Source organism: Streptomyces resistomycificus (assembly GCF_001514265.1).
GTDB lineage: Bacteria > Actinomycetota > Actinomycetes > Streptomycetales > Streptomycetaceae > Streptomyces > Streptomyces resistomycificus.
Window position 1 is genome coordinate 237,974 of sequence record NZ_KQ948997.1, and the last position, 21,812, is coordinate 259,785.

Annotated in this window: 25 protein-coding genes and 2 pseudogenes; 12 read left to right on the forward strand and 15 right to left on the reverse strand. The window is 70.3% G+C overall.

The annotated features are described in order from the left end of the window. Positions 1-31 precede the first annotated feature (31 nt). The 4 genes from AQJ84_RS28670 to AQJ84_RS28685 all read left to right on the forward strand — a co-directional run bounded on the left by AQJ84_RS28670 (position 32) and on the right by AQJ84_RS28685 (position 4,982). The gene (locus AQJ84_RS28670; protein ID WP_053191906.1) at positions 32-2,164 is read left to right on the forward strand and encodes a TerD family protein; all 2,133 of its coding nucleotides are present in this window, start codon (positions 32-34) and stop codon (positions 2,162-2,164) included. Positions 2,165-2,388: 224 nt separating this feature from the next. Further along, the gene (locus AQJ84_RS28675) at positions 2,389-3,390 is read left to right on the forward strand and encodes a TerC family protein (RefSeq protein ID WP_030039537.1); all 1,002 of its coding nucleotides are present in this window, start codon (positions 2,389-2,391) and stop codon (positions 3,388-3,390) included. A gap of 129 nt (positions 3,391-3,519) precedes the next feature. Further along, positions 3,520-3,822 (forward strand): hypothetical protein, encoded by a 303-nt coding sequence (locus AQJ84_RS28680; protein ID WP_030039538.1) that lies wholly within the window; start codon positions 3,520-3,522, stop codon positions 3,820-3,822. 59 nt (positions 3,823-3,881) lie between these two features. Continuing rightward, positions 3,882-4,982: a calcium:proton antiporter gene (locus AQJ84_RS28685; protein WP_030039539.1), complete on the forward strand. Its 1,101-nt coding sequence runs from the start codon at positions 3,882-3,884 to the stop codon at positions 4,980-4,982. Here AQJ84_RS28685 and AQJ84_RS28690 read toward each other — a convergent pair. Together AQJ84_RS28690 and AQJ84_RS28695 are read right to left on the reverse strand one after the other, a co-directional pair. After that, positions 4,972-6,279, reverse strand: coding sequence for an MFS transporter (locus tag AQJ84_RS28690; RefSeq protein ID WP_225889175.1), 1,308 nt, complete (start codon positions 6,277-6,279; stop codon positions 4,972-4,974). The two genes, AQJ84_RS28685 and AQJ84_RS28690, sit on opposite strands and share 11 nt — an antisense overlap. 60 nt (positions 6,280-6,339) lie before the next feature. Further along, positions 6,340-7,386: a S66 family peptidase gene (locus tag AQJ84_RS28695; RefSeq protein WP_030039542.1), complete on the reverse strand. Its 1,047-nt coding sequence runs from the start codon at positions 7,384-7,386 to the stop codon at positions 6,340-6,342. 102 nt (positions 7,387-7,488) lie between these two features. Between AQJ84_RS28695 and aroQ the strand changes: the two genes are divergently transcribed. Then, complete coding sequence (aroQ, locus tag AQJ84_RS28700; RefSeq protein ID WP_030039543.1) at positions 7,489-7,962, forward strand: type II 3-dehydroquinate dehydratase; 474 nt, start codon at positions 7,489-7,491, stop codon at positions 7,960-7,962. Between the two features lie 47 nt (positions 7,963-8,009). Here the strand turns inward: aroQ and AQJ84_RS28705 are convergent, their stop codons facing one another. The 4 genes and pseudogenes from AQJ84_RS28705 to AQJ84_RS41450 all read right to left on the reverse strand — a co-directional run. Further along, positions 8,010-8,762, reverse strand: a complete 753-nt coding sequence (locus AQJ84_RS28705; RefSeq protein WP_030039544.1) for an amino acid ABC transporter ATP-binding protein — start codon at positions 8,760-8,762, stop codon at positions 8,010-8,012. Next, entirely contained in the window at positions 8,759-9,697 is a 939-nt protein-coding gene (locus AQJ84_RS28710) for an amino acid ABC transporter permease (protein ID WP_030039545.1), read from the reverse strand. The genes AQJ84_RS28705 and AQJ84_RS28710 overlap by 4 nt, the downstream gene beginning before the upstream one ends. Then, positions 9,694-10,578, reverse strand: coding sequence for an ABC transporter substrate-binding protein (locus AQJ84_RS28715; RefSeq protein ID WP_030039546.1), 885 nt, complete (start codon positions 10,576-10,578; stop codon positions 9,694-9,696). The genes AQJ84_RS28710 and AQJ84_RS28715 overlap by 4 nt, the downstream gene beginning before the upstream one ends. 324 nt (positions 10,579-10,902) lie before the next feature. Beyond that, positions 10,903-11,088, reverse strand: a pseudogene (locus tag AQJ84_RS41450) (MBL fold metallo-hydrolase); the annotation flags it as partial. Positions 11,089-11,106: 18 nt separating this feature from the next. Here AQJ84_RS41450 and AQJ84_RS28720 point away from each other — a divergent pair. After that, positions 11,107-12,621 (forward strand): recombinase family protein, encoded by a 1,515-nt coding sequence (locus AQJ84_RS28720; protein WP_051869716.1) that lies wholly within the window; start codon positions 11,107-11,109, stop codon positions 12,619-12,621. A gap of 91 nt (positions 12,622-12,712) precedes the next feature. Here AQJ84_RS28720 and AQJ84_RS28725 read toward each other — a convergent pair whose 3' ends face one another. From AQJ84_RS28725 to AQJ84_RS28745, 5 genes are all read right to left on the reverse strand, one after another. Then, positions 12,713-13,165, reverse strand: coding sequence for a hypothetical protein (locus AQJ84_RS28725; protein WP_053191910.1), 453 nt, complete (start codon positions 13,163-13,165; stop codon positions 12,713-12,715). Positions 13,166-13,373: 208 nt separating this feature from the next. Beyond that, positions 13,374-13,727: a hypothetical protein gene (locus AQJ84_RS28730; protein WP_030039549.1), complete on the reverse strand. Its 354-nt coding sequence runs from the start codon at positions 13,725-13,727 to the stop codon at positions 13,374-13,376. A 400-nt stretch (positions 13,728-14,127) separates the two neighbouring features. After that, on the reverse strand, positions 14,128-14,307 hold the full coding sequence (locus tag AQJ84_RS28735) for a hypothetical protein (protein WP_030039550.1): 180 nt from the start codon (positions 14,305-14,307) through the stop codon (positions 14,128-14,130). A 306-nt stretch (positions 14,308-14,613) separates the two neighbouring features. Further along, positions 14,614-15,660 carry a hypothetical protein gene (locus AQJ84_RS43605; protein ID WP_030039551.1) on the reverse strand — a complete coding sequence of 349 codons (1,047 nt, stop codon included), beginning with the start codon at positions 15,658-15,660 and terminating at the stop codon, positions 14,614-14,616. Between the two features lie 200 nt (positions 15,661-15,860). After that, complete coding sequence (locus AQJ84_RS28745) at positions 15,861-16,133, reverse strand: hypothetical protein (RefSeq protein WP_030039552.1); 273 nt, start codon at positions 16,131-16,133, stop codon at positions 15,861-15,863. Between the two features lie 426 nt (positions 16,134-16,559). Between AQJ84_RS28745 and AQJ84_RS28750 the strand changes: the two genes are divergently transcribed. The 5 genes and pseudogenes from AQJ84_RS28750 to AQJ84_RS45260 all read left to right on the forward strand — a co-directional run. Then, entirely contained in the window at positions 16,560-16,988 is a 429-nt protein-coding gene (locus tag AQJ84_RS28750) for a hypothetical protein (protein ID WP_030039553.1), read from the forward strand. Between the two features lie 57 nt (positions 16,989-17,045). Continuing rightward, entirely contained in the window at positions 17,046-17,402 is a 357-nt protein-coding gene (locus tag AQJ84_RS28755) for a hypothetical protein (RefSeq protein WP_030039554.1), read from the forward strand. A 151-nt stretch (positions 17,403-17,553) separates the two neighbouring features. After that, the gene (locus AQJ84_RS28760; RefSeq protein WP_037802627.1) at positions 17,554-18,543 is read left to right on the forward strand and encodes a site-specific integrase; all 990 of its coding nucleotides are present in this window, start codon (positions 17,554-17,556) and stop codon (positions 18,541-18,543) included. A gap of 13 nt (positions 18,544-18,556) precedes the next feature. After that, positions 18,557-19,225 carry a hypothetical protein gene (locus tag AQJ84_RS28765; RefSeq protein ID WP_030039556.1) on the forward strand — a complete coding sequence of 223 codons (669 nt, stop codon included), beginning with the start codon at positions 18,557-18,559 and terminating at the stop codon, positions 19,223-19,225. 271 nt (positions 19,226-19,496) lie between these two features. Next, positions 19,497-19,742: pseudogene (locus tag AQJ84_RS45260) on the forward strand (competence protein CoiA family protein); the annotation flags it as partial. A gap of 359 nt (positions 19,743-20,101) precedes the next feature. Here the strand turns inward: AQJ84_RS45260 and AQJ84_RS28770 are convergent. The 3 genes from AQJ84_RS28770 to AQJ84_RS28775 form a co-directional block, all read right to left on the reverse strand. Beyond that, complete coding sequence (locus AQJ84_RS28770) at positions 20,102-20,353, reverse strand: hypothetical protein (RefSeq protein ID WP_051869718.1); 252 nt, start codon at positions 20,351-20,353, stop codon at positions 20,102-20,104. 208 nt (positions 20,354-20,561) lie between these two features. After that, entirely contained in the window at positions 20,562-20,717 is a 156-nt protein-coding gene (locus tag AQJ84_RS43200; RefSeq protein ID WP_157874966.1) for a hypothetical protein, read from the reverse strand. Between the two features lie 93 nt (positions 20,718-20,810). Further along, positions 20,811-21,233, reverse strand: a complete 423-nt coding sequence (locus AQJ84_RS28775) for a hypothetical protein (protein ID WP_128092228.1) — start codon at positions 21,231-21,233, stop codon at positions 20,811-20,813. Positions 21,234-21,336: 103 nt separating this feature from the next. On the opposite strand from AQJ84_RS28775, the gene AQJ84_RS28780 reads away from it, so the two are divergent. Further along, positions 21,337-21,600 carry a hypothetical protein gene (locus tag AQJ84_RS28780; protein WP_030039559.1) on the forward strand — a complete coding sequence of 88 codons (264 nt, stop codon included), beginning with the start codon at positions 21,337-21,339 and terminating at the stop codon, positions 21,598-21,600. Positions 21,601-21,669: 69 nt separating this feature from the next. Here AQJ84_RS28780 and AQJ84_RS44785 read toward each other — a convergent pair whose 3' ends face one another. After that, positions 21,670-21,801 carry a hypothetical protein gene (locus AQJ84_RS44785; RefSeq protein WP_259294337.1) on the reverse strand — a complete coding sequence of 44 codons (132 nt, stop codon included), beginning with the start codon at positions 21,799-21,801 and terminating at the stop codon, positions 21,670-21,672. Positions 21,802-21,812: the final 11 nt, after the last annotated feature.

Consider the following 21,812-nt stretch of genomic DNA (forward strand, 5'->3'; position numbering starts at 1 on the left):
TACACACCACACGACACAGGGGGAGAAGGCGATGACGGCCGAGCTGGTGCGGGGACAGAACCACCCGCTCTCCCAGGCCCGCCTCGAGATCCGGGTGGCGGCCGGCACGCCGATCGTGGCGGGGGCCACGCTCAGCGACGAGCACGGCAAGGTCCACGGCGCGGAGTGGGTCGCCCATCCGGGCGCACCCACCCTGCCCGGACTCGAGGTCTCCCGGCAGGCGGCCGCCGACCACCGCCTCGCGGTCGACCTCGGCGCCGTGCCGGAGGCCGTACACCGGGTCAGTGTGCTGCTCGCCCTGCCCAGTCCCGCCGGGGCGGCACCGCCGCGCTTCGGGGCCGTCCCCGCCCCGTTCCTCGTGGTCACCGACCTCGACGGCACCGAGATCGCCAGCTACACGATCACCGGTCTGGACGCCGAGTCGGCCGTGGTCGCCCTGGAGCTCTACCGTCGGCAGGGCGCCTGGAAGGTGCGCGCCATCGGCCAGGGGTACGCGGGCGGACTCGCCGAACTCCTCGGCGACCAGGGGCTCGATGCCGCTCACCAGCTGGCGAGCGGCATCAACGAGGCGGTCGCCCAGGGCCTCGCCCGCTCGGTCCCCGCACCACCACGCCCCACGGATACCGACCGCCCCAGGCAGCCTGCCGCGCCGGCTCTCGGCGGCGACCAGGGCGGCCCGGCCCCCCAGGCGACCACCGGCGTCGCAGCACCGCACCCGGCCCCGCCCTACGGAAACCAGCCCCCCGGCGCCCTGAACCAACCGGCGTCTCCGTACGACGCTCAGGGCGTCCCGGGGGCCGGCGCACCCCAACCGCCCACCTCTCCGTACGGAACGCATAACGGCCCGGCGGCCGGCGCACCCTCCGACGGCGCTCAGGGCACCGCCGCCGCCGCCGCGCCCACGGACGGCTCCGCGGCTCGTGGGCAGGGCAGCGCCGGCGTCGGCGGGCCGATCGACTACAGCCATCCGCGGCGGCGGAGCGCGGCGCCGCCGCCTGCGCCGACCGCGCCGCCTGCCCGGCCCGGGCAGCCGGCGCTCCCAGTCGCGGGGGACGCCACCGGGTGGTCCATGGACGAGCGGCTCTACAACCAGGTGTGGGGGATGTTCGAGGACCTCGCCCGCACCGCGGCCGCCTACCGCAGCGCCGTCGACTTCGCCGACTCGCGCATGGAGAAGGAACTCGACCAGGTCCTGTCCGACCCGCGCAGCCGGATCGGTGGCCAGGGTGACGCCGCGCGTGAGGCGGCCCGGGCCAAGCACGCTCAGCTCGTCGAGCAGGCCACAGCGGCCCTGGAGCGGGACCTGACGCAGCTCACCGCCGAGGCGGAGGTCGTCGAGCCCGCTCTGCCTCCGGCCTACGCGCGCTGGGACAACCCCGTGTGGCACGGCTACCGCGTGCCGACGGAGGTTCCCATGGCCCTGCGCCTGGGCGACCTGCGTCTGCCCGAGGCGGCCGAGCTACGTATCCCGATGCTGGTCCGGCTGCCACTGGAACGCGGTCTGTGGATCGACAGCGGACAGGCCGGAACGCTCGACGACTCCTTCGCCGACTCCCACGACCTGCGACGCCTGGCCATGGAGACGGCGGTGGCGCACGCGGCCCGGCTGCTGGCCGTGTATCCCGCGGGCGAGTTCACCGTGCATGTCATCGACCCCGCCGGCTCGGCGGCCCAGGCGCTCTCCCCGCTCGTGCGGACCGGCGTGCTGGCCGCCCCGCCCGCCCTGGGGGCGGCGGGTGTGGCGGACGTCCTGGGCCGGCTCACCGAGCGGGTGGACCTGGTGCAGATGGCGGTGCGCGCGGGCGCGGCCGACTCACTTCCGCCCGATCTCGACACCGCCGAGCAGCTGCTGATCGTCAACGACTTCCCGCACGGGTTCGACGACCGTGCCGTGACCCGGCTGCGCTATCTCGCGGACGAGGGCCCCGCCGTCGGCGTCCACCTGATGATGGTCGCCGACCGCGAGGAGGCCGCGGGCTACGGCCCGTTGCTCGACCCCCTGTGGCGTTCGCTGCTGCGCATCACCCCCGTGCCGGACGACCACCTGGCCGACCCCTGGGTCGGGCACGCCTGGACGTACGAGCCCTCGCTCGTGCCGAACGGCAGCCAGGTGCTCCAGCAGGTGCTCCAACAGGTCGCGACAGCCCGTACCAAGTACACGTAAAGCGATCTGACCTGCACCCTTGACCCTTCTTTTGCCAATCGCTTTACCTTTCCTTGGTGATTGAGGTACCGTTTTCCTCACGGAGGGGAGTACTCCCTGTCGATGCGGCGTACCCGTCAATACGGATCGGTTCAGATCCCGGGGCGTCGGCCCACCCTGGGTGGAAGAGACCTCCGGCAGCGCGACGACGCTGGTTCCTGCCGTTACGTACTGCCGGAGGCGCAGTGGATGTTTCCCTGACCCTGTGGGTCCTGACGATCGTGGGCCTTGCCGCCCTCATCGCGGTCGACTTCTTCATCGGCCGCAAGCCGCACGACGTGTCCATCAAGGAAGCGGGGATCTGGACGATCGTCTGGATCGCCCTGGCCGGCCTCTTCGGCATCGGTCTGCTGGTCTTCGGCGGCGGCCAGCCCGCCGGTGAGTTCTTCGCGGGCTTCATCACCGAGAAGTCCCTGAGCGTCGACAACCTCTTCGTCTTCGTCCTGATCATGGCGAAGTTCGCGGTCCCGTCGCAGTACCAGCAGCGGGTGCTGCTGGTGGGTGTCCTCATAGCCCTGGTCCTGCGAGCGATCTTCATCGCCGCCGGTGCGGCGATCCTCGCCAGCTTCGCGTGGGTCTTCTACCTCTTCGGCGCCTTCCTGATCTGGACCGCCTGGAAGCTCATCCAGGAGGCCCGGGCGGACGACGAGGACGAGGACTTCGAGGAGAACAAGCTGCTCAAGGCCGCCGAGCGCCGCTTCGGCGTGGCGGACCGCTACCACGGCACCAAGCTGTGGATCGAGGAGAACGGCAAGCGGGTCATGACCCCGATGCTGGTCGTGATGCTCGCGATCGGTACGACGGACGTCCTGTTCGCCCTCGACTCCATCCCGGCGATCTTCGGTCTGACCCAGGACCCGTACATCGTCTTCACGGCCAACGCGTTCGCGCTGATGGGTCTGAGGCAGCTGTACTTCCTGATCGGCGGTCTGCTCCGGAAGCTGGTCCACCTCAGCTACGGCCTGTCGATCATCCTCGGCTTCATCGGCGTCAAGCTGGTCCTGCACGCACTGCACGAGTCCGGTGTCCACGTCCCGGAGATCAGCATCCCGGTCTCCCTCGGCGTGATCTGCTCGGTCCTGATCATCACCACGATCACCAGCCTCCGGGCGTCCAAGAAGCAGGCGGCGGCCGAGGCGGCGCAGGCCGAGAGCGAAGGCGCTCCGAAGGACAGCATCGAGGCCTGACCGCGCCGGACGTAGGAACAACCACCCCCGCGAGCGGTGCTCGGCGAATTGCCGAGCACCGCTCGCGGTGCTTCCTTGGGACAGAGCGTTCCCCGCCCCGGGGCGCCCTTGTCCGGGTGGGAGGCACCCATGACCTTCGTGCAGATCATCGAGTTCGAGACCGACCGCATGGGTGAGATCCGGGAGATGGCCAAGCAGGTCGAACAACGGTTCGCCGACCGCGGCGACGGCCCCACGCACCGCCTCATCCTGCAGGACCGCAACACGCCCGACCGCTACTTCGTGGTGATGGAGTTCAACTCGTACGAGGAGGCCATGCGCAACAGCAGCGCCCCCGAGACGGGCGAGTTCGCGGAGCGGATGGCCTCGATGTGCACCAGGGGACCGTCCTTCATCGACTGTGACGTACTGGACTCCACTGAGTTCAAGTGAGCTGACCGGCCCCGCGCTCCCGGAGTGCGGGGCCTGTTCGCCTCTGCGACGATCACTGCATGATCGCTCGGGCCGGTTCGCTCGCCACACGGTGGACGTCCGCGGTGCCGGTGCTCGCGGTCGTCATGCTGCTGTTCACCTGGGGGCGGGACCTGCCGGGCGCTGTCGTCGCGCTCGTGACGCTGGTCCTCGCGGGAGCCGTCCTGGCCGCCGTGCACCACGCCGAGGTGATCGCTCACCGGGTCGGCGAACCCTTCGGCTCCCTCGTCCTGGCCGTCGCCGTCACGATCATCGAGGTCGCCCTCATCGTCACCCTGATGGTGGACGGCGGGGACAAGAGCTCGACCCTCGCCAGGGACACGGTCTTCGCAGCCGTGATGATCACCTGCAACGGCATCGTCGGCCTCAGCCTCCTCGTCGCGTCCCTCCGTCACGGCCTCGCGGTCTTCAACCCCGAGGGCACCGGTGCCGCTCTCGCGACCGTCGCCACCCTGGCCACGCTAAGCCTGGTACTGCCGACGTTCACCACGAGCAAGCCCGGGCCGGAGTTCTCCGGCGTCCAGCTGACCTTCGCGGCGCTCTCCTCGCTGGTCCTGTACGGCCTGTTCGTGGCGACCCAGACCGTACGGCACCGCGACTACTTCCTCCCGATCACCCGCCAGGGCGAGGTGATCACCGTCGAGCAGCACGCCGCCGCGCCACCCGCGCGCACCGCCCTGATCAGCCTCGGACTGCTGGGCCTGGCCCTCGTCGGAGTGGTCGGCCTGGCCAAGGGGGTGTCGCCGACCATCGAGTCCGGGGTGGAGGCGGCCGGCCTGCCCCAAGCGGTCGTCGGTGTGATCATCGCGCTGCTGGTGCTGCTGCCCGAGACCATCGCCGCGCTGCGCTCCGCCCGCCGCGACCGGGTCCAGACGAGCCTCAATCTCGCACTCGGGTCCGCGATGGCCAGCATCGGTCTGACCATCCCCGCGGTCGCCCTCGCGTCGATCTGGCTCTCCGGCCCGCTCGTCCTGGGCCTCGGCGCCACCCACATGGTGCTGCTCGCCCTGACGGTGGTGGTGAGCTCCCTGACGGTGGTGCCGGGACGGGCCACGCCGCTGCAGGGCGGCGTGCATCTGGTGCTGTTCGCGGCCTACCTGGAGCTGGCGATCAATCCATAGCCGGCTGCGCCGACGCCTCGGGCCGCGCTGGTCGTGTCTCCGGCAGCATGGCGAAGCATCCCAGGCTGAGCAGCGCGATCCCCGTCAGGTACGCGCCCACACCCCACGGCACCCGACCGCCCTGTTCGACGAGCGCGGTCGCCACGATGGGCGTGAGCGCGCCACCGACGACCCCGCCGAGGTTGTAGCCGACCGCGGCACCGGTACAGCGCACCCGGGGCTCGTACAGCTCCGGCAGATAGGCGGCGATCACGGCGAACATGGTGATGAACGCCAGCATCGCCCCCAGGAAGCCGAGGAACATCAGCAACGGCTCTCCCGTCGAGAGGAGCGCGACCATCGGGAACATCCACACGGCGGCGGCCGCGCACCCGGCCAGGCACAGCGGCCGCCGTCCGTAACGGTCGCCGAGCAGCGCCGCCACCGGTGCCAGCGAGCCCTTCACCAGCACCGCGGCCATGATGCAGGTCAGCATGACGCTGCGGCTCACACCGAGCCGTTCGGTGGCGTACGCGAGGGACCATGTCGTCACGGCGTAGAAGATCGCGTAGCCGACCGCGAGAGCCCCCGCGGTGAGCAGCACCAGCCGCCAGTGGTGGCGTGCCACCTCGGCGAGCGGCACGCGCGCGTGGTCGTCGATCTCGAGGAAGCCGGGGCTCTCGACGAGCGACGAACGCAGCCACAGCCCGACCACGGCGAGCACCCCCGCCGCCCAGAACGGCACCCGCCAGCCCCACTGCGCGAACTGCGCCTCGGTCAGCGTCGCCGACAGGGCGAGCACCACGCCGTTGGCGAGCAGGAAGCCCACCGCGGGCCCGATCTGCGGGAAGCTCGACCACAGGCCACGTCGTTCGGCGGGCGCGTGCTCCGCGGTCAGCAGCACGGCACCGCCCCACTCCCCGCCGAGCCCGAGCCCCTGCAGAAAGCGCAGCACCAGGAGCAGCAGGGGCGCGGCGACGCCGATCGTCTCGTACGTCGGTACGCAGCCGACCGCCACGGTGGAGGCGCCGGTCAGCAGCAGTGAGGCGACCATGACCGGCCGGCGCCCGTGGCGGTCCCCGATGTGCCCGAACAGCACCGATCCCAGCGGTCGCGCGACGAACCCCACGCCGAACGTGCCGAAGGCCGCGAGCGTCCCGGCCACCGGTGAGAACGTCGGGAAGAAGAGGGGCCCCAGGATCAGGGCCGCCGCGGTCCCGTAGACGAAGAAGTCGTAGAACTCGATGGCCGTCCCGGCGAGCGAGGCGGCCGCGAGCCGCGGCATGGAGGGCGCCCTTACGGTGCGTACGTCGTGCATGCCGCGTCAACTACCCACAGTGATCGCGGGTTACGGGGGCGCGTGGGGTCGCGGCCCGCGTCAGTAGGTGACGGTGATGCGCCGGGCGGGACCGTCGACGCGGACGAGGCCGCCGTACGGGATGACGAGTTGCGGATCGGTGTGGCCGAAGTCGACGTCGAAGACGATCGGGAGGTCGGGGGCGTACGCCCGCATGGCGCGCAGCACGGCCTCGCGCTGCTCTGTCGCGTAACGAGCGGCGTCCTGCAGGCTGTTGGGGTGCTCAAGGGACCAGGTCCTCGCACGGCCCATCAGCAGTGCGGAGAAGCGCTGGAGCAGGCCGCGCTCGCCCATGTTGCGCAGTGTGGAGAAGACCTCCGTGGCACTCAGCAGGTCCTCGGAGGTCTCGAGCAGGAGCACTCCGCCGTCGTACTCGGTCAGGTCGTGCGCCACCTCGCGGTCGGCCATCAGCAGCCAGCCGAGGATCTCCAGGCAGCCACCCCAACTACGGCCCTCGACCACCCGGTCGGGGTTGACCCACGTCCATCCGGTGCCCGGCCGGGTCTCCGGCTCCGCGTCGAAGGTCGCGGGGTCGGCCCAGTCGCCGTTGACGTCGTTCCAGTGCTCGGCGGGCTGCAACTCGTACGCGCCCGAGGTGAACAGCGCGGCGCGCAGGGACTCGGCGGTCTGCGGATGCATGGCACCGGGGCGGCCCAGCTCGCACATCACTGACGCACCGTGGTAGCCGACGATGCCGGCGTTGCGCAGGAAGGCCAGCAGGTTCGTGTTGTCACTCATCCCGAAGAAGGGCTTCGGGTTCGCGGCGATCAACTCCCGGTCCAGCAGCGGCAGAACGGTGATCTGGTCGTCGCCGCCGATCGACGCGATGACCGCCCTGACGTCCGGGTCGGCGAAGGCGGCGTGGATGTCGTCGGCCCGTTCCTGCGGTGTGGAGCCCATTTTGCGCGTCGCCGGGTACTCGACCGGTTCGAGGCCGAACTCCTTGCGCAGCCGCTCCAGGCCCAGCTCGTAGGGGCGCGGGAAGAGTCCGGGCAGTCCGGCCCCGGGCGAGATCACGGCTATCCGGTCGCCGGGTGAGGGCTTGGGCGGGTACGAGATCGTCGTCATGCGGGGAGGGTACGGGCCGTGGGTCCGGCCGTGCACCGTGATAAACCGGGTCCGAGCAGCGGTCCTCGACGGATCGCCTACCTTGAACGGACCGGAGGAACCGTGCCCCGCACCCTGGCCAACGCCCCGATCATGATCCTCAACGGCCCCAACCTGAACCTGCTCGGTCAGCGCCAGCCGGAGATCTACGGCTCCGACACCCTCGCCGACGTCGAGGCCCTGTGCGCCAAGGCGGCGGCCTCGCACGGCGGCACGGTGGACTTCCGCCAGTCCAACCACGAGGGCGAGCTGGTCGACTGGATCCACGAGGCGCGGCTGAACCACTCGGGGATCGTGATCAACCCCGGCGCCTACTCGCACACCTCCGTGGCGATCCTGGACGCGCTCAACACCTGTGACGGCCTGCCGGTGTTGGAGGTCCACATCTCCAACATCCACCAACGTGAGTCGTTCCGTCACCACTCGTACGTCTCCCTGCGCGCCGACGGTGTCATCGCGGGGTGCGGAGTGCAGGGGTACGTGTTCGGAGTGGAGCGCGTCGCAGCGCTGGTGGGGGCGGGGAAGGCCGACGCGTAAGCGTTTACGATCCCCTCGGGGAGGCTTTCCCGTGAGCTGGTGAGCTCCTAGAGCCGCCCCGCCTCCACGATCCGCCGCAGGAAGCGCTGGGTGCGCTCCTGCTGCGGATCACCGAAGACCTGCTCGGCGCTGCCGCGCTCCAGCACCACGCCACCGTCCAGAAAGCACACCTGGTCGGCGACCTCGCGGGCGAAGCCCATCTCGTGCGTGGCCAGGACCATGGTCATCCCGTCGTCCTTGAGGTCGCGGACGACGGTGAGGACCTCGCCCACGAGCTCCGGGTCCAGGGCGGCGGTGATCTCGTCGAGGAGTAGCAGCCGGGGACGTACGGCCAGGGCGCGCACGATGGCGACCCGCTGTTGCTGTCCGCCGCTCAGCCGGTCCGGGTACTCGCCCGCCCTCCCACCGAGACCCAGCCGCTCCAGCAGCTCACGCGCGCGTGCCTCGGCCTCGGCACGGGCCACGCCGTGCACCCGGCGCGGAGCCAGGGTGATGTTCTCGAGGACCGTCATGTGCGGGAACAGGTTGTAGGCCTGGAAGACCACGCCGATGCGGCGCCGTACCGCGTCCTGGTCGACCCGAGGGTCGGTGATCTCCTCGTCGTCCAGCCAGATGGCTCCGTCGTCGATGTCCTCCAGGAGGTTCGCGCACCGCAGCAGCGTGGACTTGCCGGAGCCGGAGGCACCGATCAGCGCGGTCACCGTGTGCGGGGCGACCTCCAGATCGACGTCCCGCAGCACGACCGAGCCGCCGAAGGTCTTGCGGACCGATTCCATGCGCAGCACGGGCTCGTCGCTCATAGGGATCCTCCCTGGGCCCGTTTGCGGTCCATCCGGGCCGTCACCCAGTCCGTGAACCGTGTCATGGGGATGGTCAGCGCCACGAAGACCAGCCCCGCGACGATGTACGGCGTGTAGTTGAGGCTGCGACCGACGATGATGTCGGCGGCGCGTACGGCGTCGATCGCGCCGCCGATGGACACCAGGCCGGTGTCTTTCTGGAGGGACACCAGGTCGTTCAGCAGGGGAGGTACCTGGCGGCGCACGGCCTGGGGGAGGACGACGTACCGCAGCGCCTGGCGGTTGTTGAGACCGAGCGAGCGGGCCGCGGCGCGCTGCGAGGGGTGGACGGACTCGATGCCGGCGCGGAACACCTCGGCGACGTACGCCGAGTACGTCAGCGTCAGAGCCGTACCGCCCAGCAGCACCGGGTCGACGGTCACCCCCTGCAGCCGCAGGGCGGGGACACCGAGGACCACGATCATCAGGTTGATGATGAGCGGCAGGCCCCGAAAGAAGTCGGTGTACGCGGCGGCCAGCACCCGCAGCGGGAAGAACACCGGGCCCCGCAGGGTGCGGGCGACGGCTATGAGCATCCCCAGGACCAGCACGGCGGCGCCGCAGACCAGCAGCAGCCGGACGTTGAGCCACAGCCCTTCGAGGACCTTGGGCAAGGCCTCGCGCGCGTACTGGCCGCTGAAGAACGTCTCCTTGGTGCGCGGCCAGCCGGGAGCGTTGACGACGACCAGGTACAGGACGACTCCCGTGACCAGGGTGGAGAGCGCGGCGATCGCGGTGGCCCGGCGGGAGCGGGCTCGCTCGTAGGCCTCACGGTCGATCCGCCGCCGAGAGGGGACGTACGCCTCCGCCTCGCCTCCCGGACCGGCGTCCCCGTGGCCCCCGTCGCCCTTGTCGTCCGCCCCCTCCCGGCCGGACTCGTCCTTCGTGAGCGTCACTTGAGCACCGGGGCGTCGACCGCGTCGGACAGCCACTTCTGCTCGAGCTTCGCCAGGGTGCCGTTCTCCCGGAGGGTGTCGACGGCGGCCGTCACGCACGAGGTGAGCGCGCTGCCCTTGTCGAGCACGAGCCCGAACTGCTCCGGCGTACCGCCCTGGTTCTCGAACTGCCCGACGATCCTCGCGTCCGTCACCTCGGCCGCGGTGATGTAGAAGGCGGTCGGCAGGTCCACGACGACGGCGTCGACCTGGCCGTTCTTCAGCGCGGACTTGGCCTGGTCGTTCTTGGCATAGGCGGCGACCTGCTGCGTCGGCTTCACCACGTCCTCGATGTAGTCGAGGCTGGTCGTGCCGACCTGGGCGCCCAGCTTGAGGCCCTTCAGGTCCGCGAGAGTCGTCGCCTTCGCCGCCTTGCTGTCCTTGAGGGCGATGACGGCCTGGCGCACGTCGTAGTAGCCGGACGAGAAGTCCACGGCCTTCTTGCGCTCGGTGCTGATCGACACCTGGTTGATGTCGAAGTCGAACGTCTTCTCACCGGGCGCGAAGGCCTTGTTGAAGGGGACGCTCTGCCAGACGACGGCGCTCTTCGCGTAGCCGAGTTCCTTCGCCACGGCGTAGGCGACGGCGGACTCGAAGCCCTCGCCGTTCGCGGGCTTGTCGTCCTTGAACCACGGTTCGTAGGCGGGGGTGTCGGTGGCGATGGTGAGCTTGCCGGAGGTCTCGGTGGCCAACTTGCCCTGGGCACAGGTGGCCCCGGCCGATCCCGAAGGCTTGTCGCCGGCCGTCTCCTCCGGCTGCGGAGCGCAGCCGACAGCGGTGGCGAGCAGGGCTGTGGTCGCGGCGGCGACGGCGCGGCGCAGCGCGCGCGAGGCAGGGTGCATGGCGGGAGAGTGACAGTCCGTCGCCTCGTTTGTCGAGGTCACGGCGGGATCTGCTCGCATAGTGGGAGCGGGTGTTGCAATCTCGTGAACTCGCCCGCACAACGCGCCGAGGCCGCCGGTCGAGGGCGGGGATCGGTAGACCGGCGGCCCTTACCGCGCAGGAGCCGTCATCCTGTGCGGGGCTCCCACCAGTTGACCGCGCAACAACCTGCGCGGGGAGCGCGCGCGTGGCACCGGCGTGTGTGAAGCGTTCACACGGGGCGCGTGCGCGGTGCAGCCGCGGAGCGCGAACTCACCGCTTCGCGCCCGCCGAGTGCGCGGGCGTCACCACCCCCGCGCACGCCACTCCGGCAGGTGCGGCCGCTCGGCGCCCAGGCTCGTGTCGTCGCCGTGTCCGGGATACACCCAGGTCTCGTCCGGCAGGGCGTCGAAGATCTTGGTCTCGACGTCGTGGATCAGACTGGCGAACGCCTTCGGATCCTTACGGGTATTGCCCACACCGCCAGGGAACTCCTAGGGTTTTCTACCGTGAACACTAAGACGCTCCCGCGCCGTACCCTCGTCTTCTTGTACGCGCGGATCTCCGAGGACCCCCGCGACCGCCGACGGGGCGTCAACCGGCAGATGAGCGACCTGCGCACGTTCTCCGAGGAGAACGGCTGGGAGGTTGGCGGCGAGTACATCGAGAACGACGTCTCCGCCCACTCGGGCGAGGAACGCCCCGAGTACGACCGGCTGATGGCCGACGCCATCGAGGCCGCCCGCGAACCCGGTGTCCGGGTCATCGTCGCGGGCTACCACCCGTCGCGCGTGTGGCGGCGCCGTGTTGAGCGCGCACAGGCGATCGAGGACTTGCGGCACGCGGGGTGCTGGGTCGCGTTCGAGTCGGGCGGCCTGTTCAACATGGCGAAGGCGTCGGACCGGTCGCAGCTCGCCAACCTCGGCGAGTCCGACACCGCCGAGTCCGAGGTGAAGAGTGAGCGGGTGGCTCGGGCCGCCCTGGAGCGCGCCCAGGAGGGCCGGGCGAACGGCGCCGTGGCGTACGGGTGGCGGCGTCAGTACGTGTACGACACGCGAGGCCAGGTGAGCGGATTCCATGACGTCGAGGACCCGGTACAGGCCGGCATTGTCCGGGAGATCGTCACCCGCCTGCTGGCTGGCGGCAGTCTCATCGGCATCACGGCTGACCTGAACGAGCGTGGTGTGCCATCGCCCGGTGCCGGGATGCAGCTCAAGCGGCGGGCGGTCGGGCAGAACGAGAACGGGTCGCTGTGGAACAAGACCAGCGTGAAGAAGCTCGCGCTGCGGCCGGCGAACGTGGCGCTCCGCGTGCATCAAGGCGTGGAGTACAAGGCAGCATGGCCGGCGCTCATCACGGACGAGCAGTACGCACAGCTGCGGAACCTGTTCGCGGAACGGGCCGTGGTGCGGGAACTGCCGGGGGCGCGGAAGCACCTGCTGACGTGGGGCGAGGTCGCCACGTGCGGGCCGTGCGGGTCGGTGCTCCGGGTTGCGCTGAAGGGGAACGCGTCCCGGGGCAGGAAGCAGCCGACGTACGTCTGCGACGCGCGCGGCTGCGTTGGCCGGAACGAGGAAGCGCTCGACCGCTACGTGGGGCGGGTAGTTGTGGCGGTGCTGTCGCGGCCCGAGGCGGCCGAGGTCTTCCGCGGAGACGACTCGGCGGCCCTGGCGGCGCTTGAGCGGGCGGAGGGGTTGAAGGCGCGCCAGGAGGCGGCGGCGGACGACTACGCGGACGGGATCATCACCCGTGAGCAGTTGCGGCGTATCACGGCGAAGCTGGCGAAGCAGATCACGGACGCGCAGAACGAGGCCCGGCGGCTGCGGCCGGCCTTCGACCTCGACGCTTTCGACGGCCTTGTGGGGCCTCGGTCGGAGGAGACGTGGGAAGCGCTCGAGGTGCCGCAGCAGCGGCGGGTCCTGGACGGCCTGGGCCTGCGGTTGAAGGTGCATCCCGTAGCGCGGCGCGGCCCTGGGTTCGACCAGACCACCATTCAGCTCCACTGGGCGCGGACGGGCGACTGAGCACGCGGATGCCGCAAGGGCCGGCAGGATCATTTACGACACTGTTGGCGACTCCGGCGGGGGGCTCAGGGACTGTATTGGTGCCAGGTGCTCAAGAACGGCTGCGTAGCAGTCGCAGGCGGCAATGCCACCTTGTGCCGGGCAGGACGCGAACAGTGCCTCGAGGGCCGTCCAGAGGGGGAGGACCGGCCAGCCAATCCCCCGCAGCCGTCACGAACTCCTCACGGCCTGCGGCCATGGCGTTGCGCGCCTCTTGATCGCGCTGCCTCAGCTTCGCGAGCATCTCCCGGCGCTGCGCCGACCCCAATGCCACCCCCACTTGGAGCCAGTCGGGCTTTCCCAGCCCTACCAGATCGCTCTCGATCATGTGCAGTTCATGTTCCCTGTCCGACTCCCGCTTTCCGTCCTTCACCGCCTGGTCGTCCTCAGCCCGGAGCTTCATCACCTCCTCCAGTACCCACCCCAGCGCCGGCTCGGCATCGTCACCGCGCTCTTCGATCATCGCCGTTTCGCGCTGCACGTCATCGCGCAGCTTGTGAAGCATCCGCTGCTCTACCGCAACTCCCGACAGCGGGTCCTCGGGCCGCCCGAGGTGCCGGCGCCTGCCCGGGCCGTACGTGAACCGGTTGACGTACGGCGGCCGCCGATGACGTACGCGCCCACGGCGGCCACGCCACGAGACGCGCCGCGACGGCAGCCCGGGGACGCGTGCACCGTCCACCCAGGCGCCGCGCTGGCGCTTTGCCTGATGGTCAGACAGCGCGTAGCCGCGGCCCCTGGAGGGTTTCCGGCTCCTCGACGGGGTCGGAGGCGGCTTCTGCCGCCCCTTCTGCCGTGTCCTGGGCCGCGGAGCGGAACTTTGTCTTGAGGTGCGGCGTCGCCTTCATGGTGGCGGCGGTGAGCGCACCGCCCGCTACCGCGGAGACCGCGACAAGTCCGGCGACGGCACGTTTTCCGTTGAGCAGGTCCGCGTGGCCAACCAGGTTCCTGGCGCCGTCACGCAGGAGCGTGCTGTACCCGCCGCTCGCCGAGTTCGACAGGGCCGTCCCTACCGCGCGCTTCACCAGCATCAGTTCCCAGACCGAGCCACCCCAGCGAATGTTCATGGGGCCACTGTAGGAGGCTCCGGGGAGGGGAAGTGGCGGGTTTCGCGCGTATCTCCTCCGCCCACCAACCGGTCCCCATAAGGGACGTGTCCCCGGCCGGGATGGGTCAGTCGTCCAACGGCCCGGGCATCTCCTCCGCGCGGCACGCCCCGCACATTACGTACGGGGAGCCCGCCCGGGTCGGCTCGCCGCACCGGCAGCGGACGAAGCGGCTCTGTTCGGCGAACGGACATGTAGTGCTGTTCACGACGCTGTCACCCACGCCCTGGACGCCCCCGAGCCAAGCTCCACAGGACTTCGCCCCCCCTACGACCGGCGCCGGGGCCGTCTCGACAACAGCCCCGGCTACCGCATTGCCGCCCGGATCGCCGAAACGGCTCCCCGGTGGGGACGACTAGCGTCAGTACCGGGTCTGCACCCACAGCAGGAGCAGGCTCACAGCCCCACTCCCGACGCCGTAGGCCAGGCCACGCGCCAGGTGCTGCTGGACACGCCACTCCCACATGCGGCGCCAGAGCCCGGCCATGCGGCCCTCCGGCTGCTCCCCGCCCTCGCTGTCCGTCTTGCTACCGTCGTGCATCGGATCTCTCCCTGTCGTGGTTGGGGTCCCGCGCAGGGAGCTCACGTCCGACGATTGCCTGCCCGGGCCATCGGACGGGGCTCCCCGTGGGTGATCGGGTCGATGGCCCGATGCGATGACCCTGCCGGACAGGGCTTTAGCCCCGCAACTGACCCCAGAACGGGCACCAGTTGCGTGAATCTGTGGGCAGGTGAACAAGGTTCGTCAGCAACTGTGGGCATCTGTAGGCGCGCTGGGCTGCGACTTTGACCGAAGACGCACGCATGTTTGGCTGGCAGCCGCCCTAGCGGGGTCCGGTCCCGAGCATCACACAGGGCCGAAGCGGGGGGCGCAGCCATCGCACAGGGCCTCCGCCATGCCGGCCGTGCGGCCGCACACCGCGCACGGGGTGTCCTCGCGGCAGTCGGCGGCCGGGACCAGGACGTCACTCGACAGGGACGGCACCAGGCGGCCCACGTTGCCGTGCGCGCCGGGTTCCAGCTCCCGGACGCGGTAGGCGACCGGCGGGCCGTCCTCGCCCCACTCCACGGCGTACACCACGGCGGGGCGGCCGTCGCCGAAGCGGACCCGGGCACCGGGGGCGTGGCCGCCGTGCCGGTCGACCAGGAGGGCGTCCAGCCAACCCTTGACCGCGAGCCACATCACGCCCGGTGCCTCCAGGACACCCGAGGCGTTCCGCACGGTCGGCTCCCACGTTCTGCGCCACTGGTCGACCAGGCGGCCTACGACGTGCCGGGCGTCGACCTCCTGCCAGGTCCTCAGCTCCCGGTCGTCGCTCTCCACGGCGTCCGCGTACGCGTCGATCCGCGGCTTCACCTCGCCCCACCAGACGGCCGGCACCTTCGTCATGAGGCGCGCGGCCGCCCGGTCCAGTGGCTCCATGAGCGCGTCGACCGCCGCCAGGTCGTCCGCCTCGACGGCGGCCCGCAACCGCGCGCGGTCCGGCATCAGCTCCGGGCGCTGGTCCGTGAGCATCGCGTAGACCAGGGCGAGCAGCCATTTCGTCTCCCACGCGTGGAACCGAGCCCACCGGGAGGAGACGTTCTCCCTGGCTTCCTCGTGGCGTCGCATGACCTGGTCCGCGCGGCCGCCGGGCAGTTCTGCAGCACGGCGCACGTCCCAGCTCGCCGTGCTCGTCGCGTCGGCCGGCCTCCACGCCCAGCACGCGGTGCCCGGGTGGCCCGTGCCGTCGCAGCCCTCCGGGCATGGCGTGCTGGCGATCGGCACCGCGACCGGCGGCCGCGGCTCTTGGTCGACTGCCCCGGCGAGGCGGCGGCGGGCGGCGGTGTACGAGATGCCCTCTCGCGCCGCGAGGTCGCGGGCGGCGCGCTTGGCATGCTTGTCGGTGGTCATGGACCGGTCGCTCTCCCGGCGGCGGACCCCACGCATCGGCCGCCGTGGCGTCGGTGGACTACGAGAGGCGCTACGGGGCGTTGCTGACGTCGCGTGAGGCTGAGCCCCTTGTCCTCGTCGCCGTCCCGGCGTGGGCGGGTCCGGCTCGGAGTCGGGCCGACGCGAGGGCGGCCGCCTCCACGGTAGCGACGTTGAACCCTTCACGGAGCCGGAGTTCCCGAAGGGGCGGCAGGCGGTGCAGCCGGCGGGCTGGTGGAAGAGTGCCGCTCGGTGGGCGTACCGAGTTCGCTCGCATCCTCTTCGGTGCCGGTGAAGACCAGCACCAGTGCGGTCACCACGGCGGCGGCGACCATGATTGCCTCGCCCACGTTGCCGGGCGCTAGCTGGGTCCGCGAGTGGCGGTAGAGGCCGTAGCCCACAACACAGGCGATCACGAAGATCGCAAGGCGAACACCTTCGATGTGTACCGTCATGACGGGCCTTTTCGGCTCGGGGGGCCCGCCGCCTCGACCCGCCAAGATCCCGGCGGACGGGCCCCAACCAGGGCCCTGCGGATACGGGGCCCTACGCCCCTTGAGAGGTCCGGACGGGTCTCAGACAGCAATGAGGACCCACCTCCATGCGGGAGCGTGGGTCCTCTGTCGTTAAGGAGGAAATTGTCATTCGGCGATTTCGTCAAACAGTGAAGTGCGTCACAGCCCGTTTCAGCGTGTCCCAGTGAACCGGCACCTTCCGGCTGGTCAGTCGCCGGTCCGGCCCTCCAGGACCCATGTCCCCGGATCTTCCCGTGCGTTCCCGCATGTCCCCGTCTGACGTCGGATAACCTCTCCTTATCCGATGCCAGGAAACCGGGCACGACGGTCCGTCGGCCAGGCGCGACTAGGAGAGGGACCAGCACCATGAGCACGCACCCCGACCTGCCGGACACCCTGGTCCACTTCACGGGTCGGCCCCGGTCGGATACCGACGTTCCGGAGTTCGCCCAGGGGAGCGCTGAGGAGCGATTGGTCAGCATCCTGCACAGCGGCGTGCTACGGGGGAACACGACCTACGGGACCGACGCGCCGGTGATCTGCTTCAGCGAGGCCACTGAGGAGGCCCGCCGGGTGATGCTCCGTGAAGGTGTCCGCCGGGGGCCTTACCCGCCGTGGGGTCTCGTCCTCCACCGCGAACGGCTCATCGCCGCCGGCGCTCGGCCCGTGCTCTACGTCTCCCGCGCCGAGCGGGACCAGATGAAGGAAGAGCTGCCGCGGCGGACGTACAACCGCTGCGTGGCGTACGAGCCGGACCCCGGCAAGGGGTGGTCGGACTGGCTGTTTGAGCGGTAGTGGCGCCTGTGCTTCGGCCCCGCGCAGACCGCCGAGCTTGAGATCACCCGCGACCTCGTGGCCGGTGTCATCGTCGGCCGCGAGGGCTGGATGCCGCCGCCCCGTCAATCCGCGGTGAATGCCGTCTCCGGGCTCACCACCAGGCTGAAGGAGATCCCCGCCCTGGTGAAGTCTCTGAGGGAGAGCATGCCTGACGGAGCGTCGGTCGGCAGTATCAGTGTGAGCGCGGGCTCGACGACAAAGTTCGCCGGGGCCGCCGACCGTCTGGCCCGCTGGTACTGGGACGGCAACACCCTCGTCGAGGACGGCTTCTTCGACATACGGGAGCAGCGGATGCGGCACTCCGCGTACGACGACCCGCCCGCGTTCGAGGTCGGCTTCAGCTTCGACGTCCCCGGGGGCGCAGAGCAGTGACCGCATGGCCTCGTTTCCCGCTGATTCCACCCCAGCTACCGCTAGGAGCATCATGTTGGACGGAGTGATGACGACCGCGACCGAGTTGGTGGACACGGAGGCCGCAGACCCTCGCGCCGCCCTCATCGATAGGTGGGCTCAGCGTCATGGCGTGACCGCCGCGCACCGTCTGGCCGAAGCAGAGGACCTGGCGGACGCCGTCGCACGAGAGATCACCCCGGCTAACACTCAGGACACCTACGCGAAGTCCTGGCGGGTCTGGGAGCGATTCACAACCGCCCAGGGCTTCCCGCGCAACGAGGGCACCCGCGGCTCCCTGGTGGCGTTCGTGATGTGGATGCTGCGCGAGGGCCAGCAGAATGACAATGGCTATGCCCCGTCGTCGGCAAGCACGATCCTCGCCGGGGTTGTCGTCGGCTTGCGGGAGCGCGGCTGCGCCGTGAACCGCGAGGACCAGGCGGCCGCCCGTAAGTCGCTGGACGGTCTGGCCGTTCGGCTGCTGCAGGAGGGCGAGCGGCGCGGCCGGGGCCAGGCGGCGGCCGCCGAGGTGCCCGACCTTTACCGCGTAGTGAGGGTCTGCCCCGACACCCTCGCAGGGGCCCGGGACAAGGCGCTCATCCTGACTGGCTTCTACTACGCCTCACGTGCCCAGGACCCCGCCGGCCTCCTCGCCGGGGACGTCGCCCTGACTCCGCGAGGCATGGTCGTGTCGGTGCTCACCGGCAAAACCAAGCACTCCGTCCGGGACGCAAAGATCAATTATCAGGACGACCCGGAGATCTGCCCCGTGGAGGCGTGGAAGGTGTATCGGGCCCGCCTCGCCGCCGAGGCTCCGCCACCCTGGTCGGAGCCCACCGCGCCCGCGTTCGTCGGCATCGACAGGCACGGCAACGTCACCGGCGGTATGGTCCCCGACTCCGTCACCCGGGCCGTCAAGCGGATCAGCGGCCGCGCCGGGGTTCACCTTGCCTGGACCGGCCACAGCCTTCGCATCGGCTTGGCCACGACCGCCCGCAAGCGCGGGAAAGACGCCGTGACGATCGCCGACCAGGGCGGATGGGCCCGGCACTCCCGCTCCATGAACGGCTACTTCCAGCGAGTCGACGGGTGGGAGGACAACGCCACCGCCGGGCTCATCTGAGACAGGAGGCGCCGTGGGGCGCACCATCCATGAGGACATCGCGGAGGACGAGCTGGCCGACATGCTCGCCGACGCGGACCAGGCGAGGCACCTGCATACTGTGGCCGCCCGGCTGCGGGAAGGGCACTTCCCCGACTGGCTCGCCGCCATGGTCGGGCAGACGCCGGCGCGGCCGGGCTCCTGGCCGTCACATCAGGTCGCCGCGTTCACGAGCGTCATGACCCGGCTCGCCTACGGCAGGATCGCCCGCCACCGCATCCGAGTTGGTGCATCACCCGGAGCGGACGCCGACCGCGTGGGCAATGCCGCCAGCCTCCAGGGGCTCCCGGCTCCGTTCGTGGCCCACCTGGACATGACCCAGCACGGGGCCGACTGCGATGGCTCGCTGGAGTGGACGGAGCCGGTCACGGCATGGCGCAGCACCGCTGTTCCCGTCTTGGGCGCGCACGTGCTCCACGGGGCCATTCAGGCGCCGTTCGAGGTGCGCCCGTCCTCGGTACCGCTGGAGGTCGGATATACCCTGCCGAGCCGCACCTTCGCGCACTTACTCACGGAGGGTGCCGTAGCCCGCTGGCCGTACGACGACGAGGAGGTTCACGTCCTGGTCGATCTGGAGTGGGCTGGCCTGTTCATGGGAGCGCGCCCGCTCCCGGCCGACGTGGAACCCGTGAGGGCGCTGTGACCTGCCCGGGGGGAAGCGCACAGCCAGGCCGTACCGGCTGGAAACAGCCGTGAGCTTCACCGCCGTTCACTCGGACCGGGGGCGTCTGGACGCCTCTCTGCCGGATCTCGGCTGCGGCTGGCAGTGGGAGGCGGTCCACCGGGTGCGGCCGCCAGCCCCGCTGGCCTGTCCGGAGTGCGGCCACGGGATGCACGCCAAGGTCTCGAGCTTGGGTCTGCGGTTCTTCGCCCATGCGCCCGGTGCTCCGACCTGCACGCTGGCGGAGGAGTCCATGGCCCATCACCTGCTCAAGCTGGAACTTGCCCAGGCCGCCCGCGCGGCCGGGTGGATGGCCGAACTGGAGGTGAGCGGGCCGGACGGCCGTTGGCGGGCGGACGTCCTCGTCTCCACGGCTGGCGGCCGCCGGCTGGCCCTGGAGGCGCAGTTGGCGAGCATCACCGCTGCCGAGATCCGCAACCGCACGGAGCGGATGAGTGCCTACGGAGTCCGCTCCTGCTGGTTCAGCTTGGAGCACGTTGGGCAGAGGCATGGATCGCGTTTGGCGGCCGCTCGACGACCGTCGGTGAAAATGGCTCTGACAGCCGCAGCCTGCTCTGGACTGAGCGGGGGCGCCTCGTCAACGATCTTTCTGATCTCCTCCATACCCGCTGGGCCGAGGGCTGCTTCGGCTTCCACCCTGGAGAACGATGGAGGACACGCGCATTCAGCGGCGGGCCGTTCCGTCATCGGTCGGCCCCCGGGATCTCACCGGCGGGCGCGTCATGATCTAGCGGAGTTCATCGACGAGTTCGTCGCTCGGCTCGGGGGCTTCCTTCACGCGGGCGCGGATGGAGGCGACGATCTCAGGGCCGAGGATGGCGAGGCGCTCTGCCTCGGTCATGCGGCGACCAATCCCGACCGGGCGTCCGTCGCGTTCGCCTCGTGCCACGCCTGGCACTTCGCCAGGTCGTAGCGGCGGCCCTGGCCGGCGAACGGCTCGTCGGGCATGCCGGCCTTGCGCCACTGGTCGATCTGCCAGGTGGAGACGCCGTAGAACGTCTCGATCTCTCGCTGGGTGAGCAGGGGGACAAGGCCGGCCGGGAGGGGGACTCGGCGTTCATACTTCGTGCGTCGAACGAGGTTGCTCATGCCTCATGGCTATCCGGCCGATGACGGTGCTGCTCCGCCTGATCGCGGGGTTTGCCCGTGCGGATGGCTCAGCGGGCACCTGCGGGTCGGGCGTGTACCCGCCCGACGGGGACGGTGGGCATTGTCGTTCGGTGTCGCCATACTGGCGGGCGCGACGGGGCCCCGGCCTCCCTGTCGGCATCGGGGAGGGCCGGGCCCTGGTACCGCACTACGCCATGGCGTAGGCCACGGCGTAACCGATCACGCTAACGGCCACCGCGGACAGCCCGAGCGCTGCGCCTTGCTGCTTGGCGACCTTGCCGAGGTACGCACTGCCAACCAGGGCTACTACCATGGCCACGGCCGCCTTCTCCTTCTTCGACATCTCCTTCACCTCCCTCCACGGAGAGTTGGAGGGAAGGATGACAGGTGGGTCTGACAGCGGCTCGTCGCGCTGATCGAGTAGCGCGGCGGGACATCAGGCCCAGAGGGACCAGACGCTTGCCCCGGTGCTCCCGACCAATCCGATGAGCGCGAGCGCGAGCGGCGTACCAAGGCTTTCGGCGGCGTGCTCGAGGATGTTCAGCCGCACCAACTCGCGGACGTAGAGCACGTCCAGGCCAACCGACGAGGGCTTGAGGATCAACTCTCGGAGTTGTCCCTGCTCGTCAGCCGCCAACTCCGAATGCGTAACCAGGCCGAGGCCTTCCATCTGCCACTTCAGTGTCCGGAACTCGGCTCGCAGCTTGCGAGCCCCCCACAACAACCCTCCGACCGTGGCCACGGCGCCGCCCACGGTGAGCCCGGCCAACCCCGCTCTCTCACTGAAGCCCAGCCCCACGGCCAAGGGCAGCAGCATTGTGAGCGCGACGGCGGTGCACAGAATCGCTATCTTCCGCATCCCGGGAACGTACACGGCGCTGTGGCGCTGAGCCTGGGCATGCGGACGGACGGCGGGCCGGGCGTCCGGCTGCACTGTCACTCCGGCATGCCACGATGCGTCAATGAGCGACGAATACCGAAGCAAGTCGACCCTGTTGGGGGTCGAGATCATGACGGCGTGGGCCGCGAGCCAGGTTGAGAACGACTTCATGGGCGAGCGGCTCGAAGCCCTGAAGCGAGAACTCGAAGACCCGACAAACGACATCATCACCGCGCTCACGAACCTGTCCGCGTACCTGCTGCAACTGCGTCACGAGGAGCAGGGGGCGAGTTTCGCCGAGACTCTTCAGCTGATAGCCAGGTACGTCAGCCAGCAGGAGGGCTGACGAGCGGACTGCCCAGCATGCCGAAGCTCCCGCCGGTCGCGAGTACCGCGCGGGGGCTTCCACGTTCCGTCAGTCGCTGGGGCAGGGGGCGGGCCGGCCGGTCGCGTCTAGGTGCTCACGCTTGGGCTCGGCGTCGCGGCGGGCAGGGGCGACGACGAGCGTGCCACCGCAGCCGCAGGCCTGATAGGTCGAATCGGACATCTGAACCTCCA